This is a genomic window from Bradyrhizobium zhanjiangense (genome assembly GCF_004114935.1).
Lineage (GTDB): Bacteria > Pseudomonadota > Alphaproteobacteria > Rhizobiales > Xanthobacteraceae > Bradyrhizobium > Bradyrhizobium zhanjiangense.
Genome location: NZ_CP022221.1, coordinates 6,699,109 through 6,714,244 on the forward strand (window position 1 = coordinate 6,699,109; position 15,136 = coordinate 6,714,244).

The window sequence follows — 15,136 nt, forward strand, 5'->3', positions numbered from 1 at the left end:
GTGAAAAATGCGTGCTCGCACTTTGGCAGCGCTGCGACTATTCTCCGGCTCAGCAGTCTCAACGATCCGGGAGGAACAATGACAAAACACACCTACATTCCCCGCACCACCAACTACACTCTCAATCCCGGCGACGAGCTCAACGACCTCAGGATGTCGGACCAGGTCCGGCCGCTCTATGATCACGTCAAGAAGTTCATCCGCGACACCGTCGAGCCGATGTCGATCGAGTTTGCCAAGGCTGGCGAGAGCAAGGAGGATCGCTGGAGCTTTACCCCGAAGCAGCTCGAGGTGCTGGAGAAGGCCAAGAACAAGGCCAAGCAGGAAGGCCTCTGGAACTTCTTCCTGCCCGACGACGAGACCGGCCAGGGCCTGAAGAATCTCGACTACGCCTATATCGCGGCCGAGCTCGGCAAGAGCCCGCTGGCTTCGGAGACCATGAATTGCTCGGCGCCCGACACCGGCAACATGGAGGTGCTGGAGCGCGTCGGCACCAAGGAGCAGAAGGAGAAGTGGCTAAAGCCGCTGCTCAACGGCGAGATCCGCTCGGCCTACGTCATGACCGAGCCGAACGTCGCCTCCTCCGACGCCAAGAACATCTCGACGACGGCCAAGCTCGTCGGCGACGAATGGGTCATCAATGGCGAGAAGTACTACATCTCAGGTCTCGGCGATCCCCGCTGCAAGATCCTCATCGTGATGGTGAAGACCAATCCGGATGCGCCGCCGAGCAAGCAGCAGTCGCAGATCCTGGTGCCGCGCGACACGCCCGGCGTCGAGGTGCTCGGCCCCATGTACGTGTTTGGCCAGGACCACGCCCCGCGCGGCCACATGCATATGCGCTTCAACAACGTCCGCGTGCCGAAGGAGAACATGCTGCTCGGCGAGGGCCGCGGCTTCGAGATCTCGCAGCTCCGCCTCGGACCGGGGCGCATCCACCATTGCATGCGCACCATTGGCAAGGCCGAGAAGGCGCTCGACCTCATGGTGCAGCGTGGCCTCACCCGCGAGGCCTTCGGCAAGAAGATCGCCCATCTCGGCGGCAACATGCAGATCATCGCGCAGGCGCGCTGCGAGATCGAGGCGATGCGGCTGATGGTGCTGAAGGCGGCGAAGGCGATGGATGTGCTCGGCAACAAGGAGGCCCGCGTCTGGGTCTCCATGGTCAAGGCCATGGTGCCGGAGCGCGCCTGCAAGATCATCGACCAGGCGATCCAGATGCACGGTGCCACCGGCATCTCGCACTGGACCCCGCTGGCCGAGATGTACCAGGACGTCCGTCACCTGCGCTTCGCCGACGGCCCGGACGAGGTGCACTGGATGGTGGTGGGGCGCCACGAGTTGAGCATGGCGTGAGGCGCCGCTCTATCTTTCCCCTCTCCCCGCTTGCGGGGAGAGGGTCAGGGTGAGGGGACTCTCCACAAGGACGGTGACAGATGGACTCGCGGAGACTCCCCTTCACCCGCCGCGCTCAGGACGATGCCTCGCATCGCCCAGAGCGCGTCGGCCTCTCCCCGCAGGCGGGGAGAGGCGAAGACCGCCTCACGTCACCGGCGCGAGCTTGTCCTGCGTCTTGGTCTCGAAGTCGCTCGCATCGTGGCGTTCGTGGAGCTGGCTGGCGGGATCGCCGGAGACGCGGTTGACCATGCGGCCGCGCTTCACGGCCGGGCGCTTGGCGATCCGGTCGGTCCAGCGCTGCACGTTTTTGTAGTCCTGCACCGAGAGGAATTCGCCGGCACCATAAACCAGCCCCTTGGCGAGCGCACCGTACCAGGGCCACACCGCCATGTCGGCGATGGTGTACTCGCTGCCCGCGAGATATTCGTTGTCGGCGAGCCGCCGATCGAGCACGTCGAGCTGGCGCTTGGTCTCCATCGCGAAGCGATCGATGGCGTATTCGATCTTGGTCGGCGCGTAGGCATAGAAGTGGCCGAAGCCGCCGCCGAGATAGGGCGCGCTGCCCATCTGCCAGAACAGCCACGACATCGCCTCGGTGCGGGTCTTGACGTCCTTCGGCAGGAAGGCGCCGAACTTCTCGGCGAGGTAGAACAGGATCGAGCCGGACTCGAACACGCGGATCGGCTCGGGCCCGGAGCGGTCCATCAGCGCCGGGATCTTGGAGTTCGGATTGATGTCGACGAAGCCGCTGCCGAACTGGTCGCCGTTGCCGATCCTGATCAGCCAGGCGTCGTATTCGGCGCCCTTATGGCCGAGCGCCAGAAGCTCCTCCAGCATCACCGTGACCTTCACCCCGTTCGGCGTCGCCAGCGAGTAGAGCTGGAGCGGGTGGCGGCCGACCGGCAGCTCCTTGTCGTGGGTGGGCCCGGCGATCGGGCGGTTGATGTTGGCGAACTGCCCGCCATTTTCCTTGTCCCAGATCCAGACTTTGGGCGGTACGTAGGGGGTGTCGGTCATGAAAATGCTCCGGCGCGGAAGGGCGCGTGCAACGTTAGCTAGCGAGACCGGTAAAATTGACAAGGGCGCCGACATGCATTGCCGGGCGGGGCCGCTCTCCATTTCGTCATGGCACTCGTCCCTGCAACCCGTCCTGCACATGGCGCCTGCACGCAAGATGCGCCTCAGAATCCGGCGTGGCATCGCCGGTGGTGATGGGCTAGCGTCGGGATGCCTTCGCCCGAGGAAAGCAACAAGAGCAAGCGAAGGCCCGCCGCCGGGAGAGAGCCATGAAATCGCCGATCTGCGACATGCTGGGCATCGAGTTCCCGCTGCTCGCCTTCAGCCATTGCCGCGATGTCGTTGCCGCCGTCAGCCGCGCCGGCGGCTTCGGCGTGCTGGGCGCCACTGTGCACACGCCCGATACGCTCGAACGCGAACTGAAGTGGATCGACGATCACGTCGACGGCAAGCCCTACGGCATCGACGTGCTGATCCCCGAAAACATCTCCACCGCAGGCGAAAAGGACGTCACCTGGAAGAGCCTGGAGGCGCGCGTGCCGCAAGAGCACCGCGACTACACACGCGATCTTCTGAAGAAATACGATATCGAGCTGACCGCCACTGAAGTGGCAGACAATCAGCCGCAACCGTTCGACGGGAAGACCGCACTTCAATTGCTCGAGGTCTCCTTCAAGCATCCAATCCGCTTAATCGCAAATGCGCTGGGCGTGCCGCCGAAGGCGATGATCGAGATGGGCAAAAAGCATGGCGTGCCCGTTGCCGCACTTGTCGGCGCCAAGGAGCACGCACTGCGCCAGGTCGCGGCCGGCGTCGACATCCTCGTCGTGCAGGGCACCGAGGCCGGTGGCCATTGCGGCGAGGTCTCGACCATGGTGCTGGTGCCGGAGGTGATCAAGGCGATTAAGCCGATCCGCGACGTGCCGGTGCTGGCGGCCGGTGGCATCATGACCGGACGGCAGATGGCGGCCTGCATGGCGATGGGCGCGGCCGGCGCCTGGACCGGCTCGGTGTGGCTGGCCACCGTCGAGGCCGAGACCACGGAGATTTTTCGCGAGAAGATGATCGCGGCGTCCTCGCGCGACGCGGTGCGCTCGAAGGGCCGTACCGGCAAGCCGGCACGGCAGCTTCGCTCGGTCTGGACCGATGCCTGGGACCGCGCGCCGGACAGCCCGGGCGCGCTGCCGATGCCGCTCCAGAGCATCATCAGCCGCGACGCTTTCAACTCGATCGACCGCGCGGCGGCGAGCGGCAACGCCAAGGCGCGCGATCTCGTCAGCTATTTCGTCGGCCAGGGCGTCGGGTTGATCGACAGCGTGAAATCGGCCGGCGCCGTGGTGCAGGAGTTCAAGGAAGAGTTCGCCGAAGCCGTCGAGCACATGAATGCGCTGGTGGCGGAGTAATGGTGTGTGGCCGCACTAGCGCCCGTGGCCCATCCTTCGAGGCTCGCCCGACCGCGCGTTGCGCCGTCAGCCTCGCACCTCAGGATGACGCTTCCCCCGTAGCCGTCACCCTGAGGTGGCCGCTTCTTCAGCGGCCCTCGGAGGGCGACGGCGTGCCCAAGATCTGAAACGTGAAGCAAGAAGAAAATGAACAACTCCTCTATCCCCGCAGACCGCATCCCCGTTATCGTCGGCATCGGCGAGATCGTCGACCGTCCCAAGGAGATCACGGATGGCCTCGAGCCGCTCGATCTCCTGGAACAGGCCCTGCGCCGCGCGGAAGCAGACGCCGGCGCAAAGCTGCTCGGCGAGGTGCAATCGCTCGACGTCGTCAACTTCCTGAGCTGGCGCTATCGCGATCCGGAGAAGCTTTTGGCGCATCGGCTCGGCATCTCGCCGTCGCATTGCTACTACGGCCCGGTCGGCGGCGAGAGCCCGATCCGCTACATCCACGAAGCCGCAAAGCGCATCGCGCGGGGTGAATGCACCGTGGCGGCCATCTGTGGCGCCGAGGCGCAGTCGACCGTGACCAAGGCAGAGCGCGCCGGCGTCAAGCTGCCGTGGACGCCGTTCGCGCACGACGTCGAGGAGCCCAAGCGCGGCGCGGCGTTCCAGAAGCCGCTCGCTGTGAAGCTCGGCGTGTTCCGCCCCGTCACCGTCTATCCGTTCTATGAGGCGGCCTCCTCCGCGCATTGGGGCCAGACGCCGCGCGAGGCGATGGCGGAATCCGGCACGCTGTGGTCGCGCTATTCGGAAGCCGCCGCACAGAATCCCAACGCCTGGCTGAAGCGGCGCTATGCGCCTGACGAGATCACGACGCCGACCGCGGACAACCGCCTGATCGCGTGGCCCTACAACAAGCTCATGGTCGCCAATCCCAGCGTCAACATGGGCGGCGCGCTGCTGCTCACGAGCCTCGCCAAGGCGCAGGCCGCTGGGATCGCCGAGGACAGACTGGTCTATCCGCTCGGCGGCGCCTCGGCGGAGGAGCCGCGCGACTATCTCCTGCGCGACCAGTTCTACGAGAGCCACCCGCAGAACGCGGTGCTGAAGGCCGTGATGGACCTCGCCGGCGGCGACGGCAAACAGTTCGACGCCATCGAGCTCTACAGCTGCTTTCCGTGCGTGCCCAAGATGGCGCGGCGGACGCTGGGCCTGGGCGTCGACGTGCAGCCGACCGTGACCGGCGGCCTCACCTTCTTCGGCGCCCCGCTCAACACCTACATGACGCACGCGGCCTGCGCGATGGTCCGCCGCGTGCGCGACGGCGCCAAGCTCGGCCTGCTCTACGGCCAGGGCGGCTTCGTCACCAAGCATCATGCGCTGGTGGTGTCGAAGACGCCGCCGCACGAGGCGCTGGTGCAGGAGACGAGCGTGCAGGCGGTGGCGGACCGCAACAAACGCACGGTGCCGGAGTTCGTCACGGAGGCAACTGGCAAAGGCAAGGTCGAGAGCTTTACCGTGCTCTACGGCCGCGGCGGCGACGTCGAGCACGGCGTGGTGATGCTGCGCACGGAAGACGACCGGCGCACGCTCGCGCGGATTCCGGCGAGCGACAGCGCGACGCTGGCGCATCTGCTCAACATGGATCGCACGCCGGTAGGCTCACGCGGCGAGATCACAATGGCCACCGACGGGGTGCCGGAGTGGCGGGTGGTGTAGCTCTCGTAGGGTGGGCAAAGCGGAGCGTGCCCACCATCTTGCCACGATGGCGGACGTAATGGTGGGCACGGCGCAAGAGCGCCTTTGCCCCCTACGATACTGCCTCAGCTCCTCGGCGCCTGCTTCTCCGAAGCTGTCGCCGGCTTGGCCTTGGCGCCAACCACGCGCACCGCATCCCCATCCGACAGGCCGTCCGGCGGTGCGGTGACGACGCGATCATCCGCTGCGATCCCCGAGGCCAGCTCGATCTCGCGGCCGAGGTCACGGGCGATGGTGACGGTCTTGAACAGCACCTTGTCGTCGGGACCGACAGTCGCAACGCGCAGGCCGCTGCCGTTGAAGATCAGCGCGCTGGCGGGGATGCTGAGCGGCGCGGCATCGCGCTGGAGGTTCAGCTTCACGCTGGCATAGCCGCCGGGCATCAGCTCGCCTGAGGAATTGCCGAGCCCGAGCTGCATGCGCGTGGTGCCGGAGGCGACGTCGACGGCCTGGGAGGAGGCTTCCACTGTCGCCTGGAACGTCCGGTTCGGATATTCCGGCAGGGTGATGGTGGCCTTGGCGCCGATCTTGATCGCCGGCACATAGTTCTGGGGCACGTTGACGTAGACGCGCAGCTTGGTGATGTCGGACACCACGAACATCGCCGGGCCCGCCCCGCCGCCGGCATTGATCAGCGCGCCGACGTCGGTGTCGCGCGCGGTGACGACGCCGTCGAACGGCGCGGTGATCTTCTTGTAGCCGGCCAGCGCTTCCAGGCGCTCCACATTGGCCTGGCCCGAATGCACGGCGGCGTTCTTGTTGGAGAGATCGGCGGTGCGCTCGTCGATCTCCTGCGCGGAGACGAAGTTCGAGGCGACCAGCGTCTTGCGCCGGTTCAGCGTTGCCTCGGACAGCCTGGCGCTGGCCTGCTGGCTGGCGAGGTCGGCGCGGGCCTGCAAGAGCTGCTGATCCAGGTCCGGCGCCTCGATCTCGGCAATCACCTGCCCTGCCTTGACGCGGGCGCCGATGTCGGCGTTCCAGGTCTTCAGGTAGCCCGACACGCGCGCGAAGATCGGCGCGCGGTAATAGGCTTCCAGCCGGCCCGGCAGATCGATGGTGGCGTTGAGGACCTTGGCGTTGGGCTGGGTCACCGCAACGCTGGGAACGGCCTGATCATCGGTCCATTCCTTTAGCTTGGAGCCCTGCTCCTCGCGGGCACGGATGCCGGTGCCCACGACGAGGCCAGCCGCGATCAGCGCCACCACGCCGAAGATGCCCAGTTTCCGGCGCGACACCGGGGAGCGGGGTTCAGTGGGCGACATGCGGGGTCTCCAATGAGGCGGCGGCTTTGGCGCCTTGTTTCTTGTGTACCATGCTGAACACGACAGGAACAAACATCAGCGTGGCGAAGGTTGCAAAGATCAGGCCGCCGATCACGGCGCGGCCGAGCGGCGCATTCTGCTCGCCGCCCTCGCCGAGCCCCAGGGCCATCGGCGCCATGCCGATGATCATGGCGAGCGCGGTCATCAAGACGGGGCGGAACCGGACGAAACCGGCTTCGAGCGCAGCGGCGACGGGATCGCCGAGCTCCTCGTAGCGTTCGCGCGCGAAGGAGATCACGAGCACGCTGTTGGCGGTGGCAACGCCCATGCACATGATGGCGCCGGTGAGCGCCGGCACCGACAGCGTCGTCTCCGTCATGAACAGCATCCAGACGATGCCGGCGAGCGCCGCCGGCAGCGCCGTGATGATCACGAAGGGATCGGACCAGGACTGGAAGTTCACGACGATCAGGAAATAGATCAGCACGACGGCGCCAAGCAGGCCGAACAGGAGACCAGTAAAGGCGCTGTTCATGGTCTGCACCTGACCGAGCAACACCACGGAGGACCCCTTCGGTACCTCCTTCGCGGTGTCGGCGATCAGCTGACGGATATCGGCGGCGACCGCGCCGAGATCGCGGCCCGACGTGGTCGCGAAGATCTGCACCATCGACTGGATGTCGTATTGCGAGACCACGGCGCTCGAGGTCGAGCGCTTGATGTCGGCGATGCCGCCGAGGATCGGCGACTGCGCATTGCCGGCGGCGGTGATCGGCAGCGTCTGCAGCGCGCTGAGCGAGTCGATCTGGTATTGCGGCGTCTGCATCACGATCGAGTAGGACACACCGTTGTCGGGGTTGAGGTAATAAGTCGGCGCCACCTGCGAGGAGCCGGCGAGGTTGACCACGAGGCTGTTGGTGACGTCGCGCTCGGTCAGGCCGACATATTGCGCGCGGGTGCGATCGACATCGATGTTGAAGGTCGGATTGTTCGGCGACTGCTGGATGCGCGCATCGGCAACACCGGGAATCCTGCGGACCTTTGCCAGCAGATTATTCGCGTAAGCGAAGTTGGCGCTGAGATTGGCGCCGCGGATCTGCAGGTCGATCGGTGCCGGCGCGCCGAAATTCAGGATCTGGCTGACGATATCGGCGGGCAGGAACGCGAAGCTGACGCCGGGGAACAATCGCGGCAGCTGCTCACGCAGCACGCGCACATGTTCTTCGGTCGGCTTGTGGCCTTCTTTCAGCTTGATCTGGATATCGCCGTCCTGCGGGCCGATGACGCCGGTGTTGTTGTAGGTCATATTGATGCCAGAGATCGGCATGCCGATATTGTCGGTCATGGTCTCGATCTCGCCCGGGATCAGCTTGCGGACGGCCTTCTGCACGTCGGCAAGCTGGTTGGCGGTCTCCTCGACCCGGGTGCCGACCTGGGTGCGGACGTGCATCAAAATGTTGCCGGCGTCGACCGCAGGAAAGAAGTTGCGTCCGAGGAACGGCACCAGCGCGAAGGACGCGCCGACGACGCAGAGGAAGCCGATCACGAACACCGCACGGTGCGCCAGCGCGAGCCCGAGCAAACCACGATAGCCGCCGCGAATGCGCTCGAACCGGGCCTCGAAGCCGCGCTGGAACCAAACGAAGGGATTGCGCGACTTCGGCGGCCCGCCGTCGTGATGGACATGCGCCTGCAGCAGGTAGTTCGCCATGGTCGGCACCAGCGTGCGCGACAGGATGAACGACCAAATCATCGCGAACATCACGGCTTCCGCCATCGGCACGAACAGGAAGCGCGCGACGCCGGTCAGGAAGAACATCGGCACGAACACGATGCAGATGCAGAGCAGCGACACGAAGGCCGGCGTCACGATCTGGTTGGCGCCGTCGAGGATCGACTGCTCGACCGGCTTGCCCTGCTCCAGATGGTAATTGATGTTCTCGATCGTCACGGTGGCGTCGTCGACGAGGATGCCGACCGCGAGCGCGAGGCCGCCGAGCGTCATGATGTTGAGCGTCTCGCCGATCGCCGACAGCATGATGATGGCGCCCAGCACCGACAGCGGGATCGAGACCGCGATGATGATGGTCGAGCGCCAGCTGCCGAGGAACAAGAGGATCATGACACTGGTGAGCAGCGCCGCGATCACGCCTTCGAAGGCGACGCCCTGGATCGCGCCGCGGACGAACACCGACTGGTCGCCGATGAAGCCGATCTTCAGCGCGTCGGGCAGCTGGTCCTTGACGTCGATCACCTTCTGCTTGATGCCGGCGATGATGTCGAGCGTCGAAGTCGCGCCCGCCTTCAGCACCATCATCAGCACCGAGCGGTTGCCATCGACGTGGACGATGTTGGTCTGCGGCGGGTTGCCGTCGCGCACGCTTGCGACGTCGCGCACATAGACCATGGCGCCGTTGACGGTCCTGATCGGCAGATTGCCGAGTTCGTCGATCCGGAGCGGCGAGTTGTTGAGCTGAATGTTGTATTCGAACTGGCCGATCTTCTGAGTGCCGACCGGCGTGATCAGGTTCTGGGCGGCCAGCGCATTGGCGACGTCCTGGCCCGAGAGGCCGCGGGCCTGCAGCGCGGTCGGATCGAGATCGATCTGGACCTGGCGCTGCTTGCCGCCGAACGGGTACGGGATCGCCGCGCCGGGCACGGTGACCAGCGGCGTGCGAAGCTGGTTGATGCCGATATCGGCGAGGTTCTGCTCGGTAAGCCCCTCGCCCGACAGCGCCACCTGAATGATCGGCACGGTGGAGGCGGAGTAGTTCAGGATCAAGGGCGGCGTCGCGCCCGGCGGCATCTGCTTGAGCAGCGTCTGCGAGATCGCGGTAACCTGCGCGTTCGCGGTGCGGATATCGACGTTGGGCTGGAAGAAGATCTTGATGATGCCAAAGCCGTTATAGGAATTGGCAGTGATGTGCTCGATGTCGTTGACCGTCGTCGTCAGCGCGCGCTGGAACGGCGTCGTGATGCGGCCGGACATCTGGTCGGGCGGCAGGCCGGTGTACTGCCAGACCACGCCGATCACGGGAATGCGAATGTCCGGGAAGATGTCGGTCGGGGTCCGCAGTGCCGCGAGCGGTCCGATGATCAGCAGCAGCAGCGCGAGCACCACGAAAGTATAGGGCCGGCTCAGGGCAATACGGACCAGAGCAATCATGCGCCAGACAATTCCAGGTCAACGAGGATGTGGAATCCGCCCCCGGGCGATCCCCATTTCCCCCTTTACCCGAGCACCGCCGGAAACGCTAACCTCCGGCGGCCTTCGCGCATTCACTTCCCTGCTACCGCACTGCGAAATCTACATTGCAGCCATGCGGCCGCGTGCTTCACGCAGCGCGGACCGAGTCCAGGAACTTGCCGACCTCGAGCTTGGGGCGGTTGGAATCGCGCGACAGCATCTGCGCCGCTGACAGTACCTGAGACGAGGCCGAGCCGGTTTCGGAGGCGCCGCGCTGGACGTCGGTGATGTTGGAGGAGACCTGCTGGGTGCCTTGAGCAGCCTGCTGGACGTTGCGGGCGATCTCCTGGGTCGCCGCGCCCTGCTCTTCGACGGCCGCCGCGATCGCCGATGCGATCTCGGACAAGCGCGCGATGGAGCCGCCGATTTCCCGGATCGCAGCGACGGACTCCTGGGTGCCCTTCTTGTATTCTTCCGACTTTTTGGACCACTCGCTGTACAGAGCTCGTTCTTCGGGCGAGCTGATCATACCCTCGTAAGACTTGCGGAATTTTGTGTTCGCCTCGACCACTGTTGCCAAGGTTTTCTCGGCCGCAAGCTTTTCCTCCAGCGTCTCCGACAGCATGTGCTCGCGTTGCGGTAGGTGATGACTCCGGCACGGAGGTCGCCGATCACGCGGACGCTGGAACGGGCGACTAAGAATGCTCTGCGCTCAGCGCATGAGCCCAAGCGCGTCGGAGAAAAACTCCGGACCGCCAAAATTGCCGGATTTCAGAGCGAGCAACATCTCGCCTGCCTGCGCACCGACCGCACGCAGCACCGGGACGCCCGCGGCTATTTCCACGCCCACGAGAAACCCAGGAATCCTCAACCGGTCGACCACGGCGCCCGACGTCTCGCCGCCCGCAACGATCAGGCGCCGGACCCCGGCCTGCACCAAATCCTCGGCGATGTCGGCCATCGCCTGCTCGATGGCATGCCCGGCCGCGTCACGGCCGTGACGCGCCTGAACGGCGGCAACGGCTTCCGGTGTCGCGCTCGAGGCGATCAGCACAGGACCATCCGCCAGGCGCGGCCGCGCCCAGGCCAGCGCGCGCTGCGCTTCGCCAGTACCTGCAACGATCTGCTCGGGATCAAGATGTAACACCGGCATGACACGCTCGGCGCTGGCGATCTGCTGAAGCGTCGCCTGCGAGCAACTCCCGGCAAGGCAGGCCGCGGGGCCGCCAACCGCCGCGCCCCCCTCGGCGCCCGCCGCGCTCGACCGCACCTTTCCGGTCGACACCAGCGCCCGCGCCAGGCCAAGGCCGATGCCGGAGGCGCCGACCGACAGCCGATGCTCGGCGGCAACGAGGCCGATGGTCTCGAGGTCGCGGTCGAACACGGCGTCAATGATCGCGGCACCGATGCCCTTGCCCGCGAGCTCGGCCAGCCGCGCCCGCACCGCGTCTGCCCCGCGCGTGACGGTTGCGAGATCGACGAGGCCGATCTGCGTCTTGCTCTGGCGCGCCAAGACGCGCACCAGGTTGGAATCCCGCATCGGGTTGAGCGGATGGTCCTTCAGCGGACTCTCGTTCAGCGGCACTGCACCGACGAAGAGGTTGCCCTGATAGACGGTGCGGCCGGTCTCCGGAAAGGCCGGCGTCACCAGCACGGTCGCCTCGCCGCAATCGGCGCGGAGTGCGTCCATGACGGGGCCGATATTGCCGGCGTCGGTGGAATCGAAGGTCGAGCAGATCTTGAACAGCACGTGGCCGGCGCCGCGGCCGCGCAGCCATGTCTCCGCCGCGCGTGAGCGCGACACGGCAAGGCCCGCCTCGATCGAGCGGCTCTTCAGTGACACAACGACGGCATCGACCTCGGGCAACGCCAGATCCTCGGCAGGCACGCCGATGGTCTGCACCGTGCGCAGGCCGGCGCGCGTCAGCGTGTTGGCGAGATCGGAGGCGCCGGTGTAGTCGTCGGCGATGCAGCCCAACGCAAGTGTCACGGCTTCACTCCAGCGTAAGGCTTGAACCAAGCGAGCCCATCCGTTGTCTTGCCGCGCGGATTGTATTCGCAGCCGACGAAACCGGCATAGCCGAGTCGGTCGAGCTCTTCGAACAGGAACGGATAGTTCAGCTCCTCGCCGTCGGGCTCGTTGCGCGAGGGGATGCTGGCGATCTGGATGTGGCCGATGATCGGCATCATCTCGCGCAGCCGCATGGTGACGTCGCCATGGATGATCTGGCAGTGATAGATGTCGAACTGGAGCTTCAGGTTCGGAAGTCGCAACTCCTGGATCAGGTCGCGGGCGAAGCCGAAATCGTTGAGGAAATAGCCGGGCACGTTGCGTGCATTGATCGGCTCGAGCACGATATCGATGCCGTGGGGCGCGAAGAACTCGGCGGCCCACGCCACCGATTTGTAGAACGCCTCGATCGCGACGCGCTCGCCGCGGTTGGCGATACCAGCCATCAGGTGCAGGCGCTTGACGCCGGTCGCCTTGGCATACGGCAGCGCCGTCTCCAGGCTCGCCTTGAGATCGGAGAAGCGCGCTGGCAACGCCGCAAAACCTTTCTCGCCGGCATTCCAGTCGCCCGGCGGCAGGTTGAACAGCGCCTGGGTCAGGCCGTTACGCTTGAGCCGCTCGCCGACCGCCTCGGCCGGATGCTCGTAGGGAAAAAGGAACTCGACGGCGGCGAAGCCGGCTTGCGCGGCGGCATCGAAGCGGTCGAGGAACGGCACCTCGGTGAACATCATCGAGAGGTTGGCGGCAAAACGGGGCATCGGAGTCCTCTCAGTTCTACTTGTCGCCGGGCAGCTTGACGCCGGTGACCTGCGCATACATCCGCGCCACCGACGCGTCGTCGTCGCGGCCCATGCCGGCGGCTGATGTCATCAGAAACATCTGAAGTGCGGCGGCAGAGACCGGCACCGGGAATCTGGCGCTGCGCGCCATGTCCTGGATGATGCCGAGGTCCTTCACGAAGATCTCGACCGCGCTACGCGGCGTGTAGTCGCCGTCGAGCACATGCGGCATCCGGTTCTCGAACATCCAGGAATTGCCGGCAGAGGCCGTGATCACCTCATAGACCTTGCGGATGTCGAGGCCCTGCTTGGCCGCGAACGCCATCGCTTCGGAAGCCGCGGCAATGTGGACACCGGCGAGGAGCTGATTGATCATCTTGAAGGCAGCGCCCTGCCCCGCGGCCTCACCGAGCTCATAGAGCTTTGCGGCCATGGCGTCGAGCGCTGGACGCGCCTTGGCAAAAGCGGCGGAGCTGCCGGAGGCGAGGATGGTCAGCTCACCTTGCGCGGCGCGCTGCGCCCCACCGGAGATCGGCGCATCCAGATAATGCCGGCCGGTGGCCTCCAACTGCTTGGCAAGGCGCCGCGCGATATCCGGGTCCATGGTCGCCGAGGATATGAAGACGCTGCCCTTCGGCATGGTCTCGGCGGCGCCGTCCTTGCCGAACAGGACGGTTTCGGTCTGGGCGGCGTTGACCACGACGCTGACGACGATATCGGCGTCCTTGGCCGCCTCGGCCGGCGTCTTGGCGCCTGCGCCGCCGTCCTTCACGAAGCGCGCGACGGCATCCGCCGAAACGTCGCAGCCGGTCACGGCATGGCCGGCGCGCTTCAGCGAGGTCGCCATGCCAAAGCCCATCGAGCCGAGCCCGATCACGGCGGTGCGCTGATTTTGTGACGTGGAGGCGGACATGCAACTAACCCTTGCGAAACGTTTCCCGGACGGCCGCCCTTTGCGGCGGCTCGGCGAACCGATAACACGGCTTGGCCGCGCTGCCAAAGCATGAGACAAGCAGGCATGACGGCCATGAACAACGAGACACGGCTGCGTGAGGATATCTGCCGCTTCGGGCGGTCGCTGTTCGAGCGCGGACTGACGCCGGGCTCCTCCGGCAATATCAGCGTCAAGCTGGACGATGGCGGCTGGCTGGTGACGCCGACCAACGCCTCGCTCGGCTTCCTCGATCCGGCGCGGCTGTCGCGGCTGGACGGCCGGGGACGGCTGGTTTCCGGCGATGCGCCGACCAAGGAAGTTCCGCTCCACAGCGCGCTCTACGACACGCGCGGGAGCGCACGCGCAATCGTGCACCTGCATTCGACCCATTCGGTGGCACTCTCGATGCTGCCCGAGATCGATCCGCGCGCCGCGCTGCCGCCGATGACGGCCTATTACCTGATGAAATGCGGCGCCACCGCGCTCGTGCCCTATTACCGCCCGGGCGACCCTGCGGTGGCGGACGCGATCAAGGGCCTGGCGGGGAAATATTCATCGGTGCTTCTCGCCAATCACGGCCCTGTCGTCGCCGGCGACACGCTAGAGGCCGCGGTGTTCGCCACGGAAGAGCTGGAGGAAACGGCGAAGCTGTACCTGCTGCTGCGCGGAATGAACCCGCGGTATCTGTCGCCGGAGCAGGTGAAGGATCTGGTGAAGGTGTTCGGGGTGACGTTGCCGGAGCATGGGGATGGGCATTAGCCCGGCTCTAACCCCGTCATTGCGAGCTTAGCGAAGCAATCCAGAATCCCTCCGCGGGAAGACTCTGGATTGCTTCGCTGCGATCGCAATGACGGAGGATGTGGTGACGACAGTAGCCCGCATGGGCGGAGCGATATGCGGGACCAGCGGACCGGAATTGATTTGCATCACCGGGATCGCGAGCACATGATCCCCCTGTAATTGACTGAAGGAGTTGTTTCATCGATCGCTAGGAGAATTGTCATGGATTTCAAAATATCCTGCGCCCTCCTCTCTGCCGCCTGCTTTATTGCCCTGCCACTTTCCGCAAACGCCCAGACGTCCGCGCGCGGCGGCGTCCCCGATCTCAAGGTCGAGGCCAATTGCAAGGCAACTCAGGAGATCGACAAGTCGCTGACCGAGCCGCAGTCCTACGAGGCCTGCATGAGCGACGAACAAACCGCACAGCAACAGCTCGGGTCCATCTGGACGACAACGCCGGAGAAAATTCGCACCCAATGCTACGCCGAGGCCTCCGCCGGTGGCATCGAAAGCTATGTCGACCTTCTCTCCTGCATCCAGATGAATGGCTTCGGGCAACCCTCGGCACCCGCGTCAACGCTGCGCGGCGCAAGCAAGAACCGGAACAAGAAGCAATCAGGATAGG

Annotated in this window: 11 protein-coding genes and 1 pseudogene; 5 read left to right on the forward strand and 7 right to left on the reverse strand. The window is 65.5% G+C overall.

Features of this window, described 5'->3' with window-relative positions; translation table 11 throughout:
- Positions 1-78: 78 nt before the first annotated feature.
- Positions 79-1,356, forward strand: coding sequence for an acyl-CoA dehydrogenase family protein (locus XH85_RS32130; RefSeq protein ID WP_164935241.1), 1,278 nt, complete (start codon positions 79-81; stop codon positions 1,354-1,356).
- A 186-nt stretch (positions 1,357-1,542) separates the two neighbouring features.
- Here XH85_RS32130 and yghU read toward each other — a convergent pair whose 3' ends face one another.
- Positions 1,543-2,415, reverse strand: coding sequence for a glutathione-dependent disulfide-bond oxidoreductase (gene yghU / locus XH85_RS32135; RefSeq protein WP_128935058.1), 873 nt, complete (start codon positions 2,413-2,415; stop codon positions 1,543-1,545).
- Between the two features lie 269 nt (positions 2,416-2,684).
- Here yghU and XH85_RS32140 point away from each other — a divergent pair, with 269 nt between their 5' ends.
- The gene (locus XH85_RS32140; protein ID WP_128935059.1) at positions 2,685-3,818 is read left to right on the forward strand and encodes a nitronate monooxygenase; all 1,134 of its coding nucleotides are present in this window, start codon (positions 2,685-2,687) and stop codon (positions 3,816-3,818) included.
- A 186-nt stretch (positions 3,819-4,004) separates the two neighbouring features.
- Positions 4,005-5,519, forward strand: a complete 1,515-nt coding sequence (locus XH85_RS32145) for an acetyl-CoA acetyltransferase (protein ID WP_128935060.1) — start codon at positions 4,005-4,007, stop codon at positions 5,517-5,519.
- A gap of 104 nt (positions 5,520-5,623) precedes the next feature.
- Here the strand turns inward: XH85_RS32145 and XH85_RS32150 are convergent, their stop codons facing one another.
- The 6 genes and pseudogenes from XH85_RS32150 to ltnD form a co-directional block, all read right to left on the reverse strand.
- A complete protein-coding gene (locus XH85_RS32150; protein ID WP_128935061.1) occupies positions 5,624-6,820 on the reverse strand; it encodes an efflux RND transporter periplasmic adaptor subunit in 1,197 nt (398 codons plus the stop codon).
- Complete coding sequence (locus XH85_RS32155; protein ID WP_128935062.1) at positions 6,807-9,986, reverse strand: efflux RND transporter permease subunit; 3,180 nt, start codon at positions 9,984-9,986, stop codon at positions 6,807-6,809. The genes XH85_RS32150 and XH85_RS32155 overlap by 14 nt, the downstream gene beginning before the upstream one ends.
- Before the next feature lie 169 nt (positions 9,987-10,155).
- A pseudogene (locus tag XH85_RS32160) lies at positions 10,156-10,464 on the reverse strand (methyl-accepting chemotaxis protein); the annotation flags it as partial.
- A 255-nt stretch (positions 10,465-10,719) separates the two neighbouring features.
- Positions 10,720-11,997, reverse strand: coding sequence for a 3-oxo-tetronate kinase (gene otnK, locus XH85_RS32165; protein ID WP_128935063.1), 1,278 nt, complete (start codon positions 11,995-11,997; stop codon positions 10,720-10,722).
- Positions 11,994-12,776, reverse strand: coding sequence for a 2-oxo-tetronate isomerase (gene otnI / locus XH85_RS32170; protein ID WP_128935064.1), 783 nt, complete (start codon positions 12,774-12,776; stop codon positions 11,994-11,996). Before otnI ends, otnK begins: the two co-directional genes overlap by 4 nt.
- A 16-nt stretch (positions 12,777-12,792) precedes the next feature.
- Positions 12,793-13,710 (reverse strand): L-threonate dehydrogenase, encoded by a 918-nt coding sequence (gene ltnD, locus XH85_RS32175; RefSeq protein ID WP_128935065.1) that lies wholly within the window; start codon positions 13,708-13,710, stop codon positions 12,793-12,795.
- Between the two features lie 105 nt (positions 13,711-13,815).
- On the opposite strand from ltnD, the gene otnC reads away from it, so the two are divergent.
- Both otnC and XH85_RS32185 read left to right on the forward strand, forming a co-directional pair.
- Positions 13,816-14,490, forward strand: a complete 675-nt coding sequence (otnC, locus tag XH85_RS32180; protein WP_164939975.1) for a 3-oxo-tetronate 4-phosphate decarboxylase — start codon at positions 13,816-13,818, stop codon at positions 14,488-14,490.
- Between the two features lie 243 nt (positions 14,491-14,733).
- Positions 14,734-15,135, forward strand: coding sequence for a hypothetical protein (locus XH85_RS32185; protein WP_128935067.1), 402 nt, complete (start codon positions 14,734-14,736; stop codon positions 15,133-15,135).
- Position 15,136 lies beyond the last annotated feature (1 nt).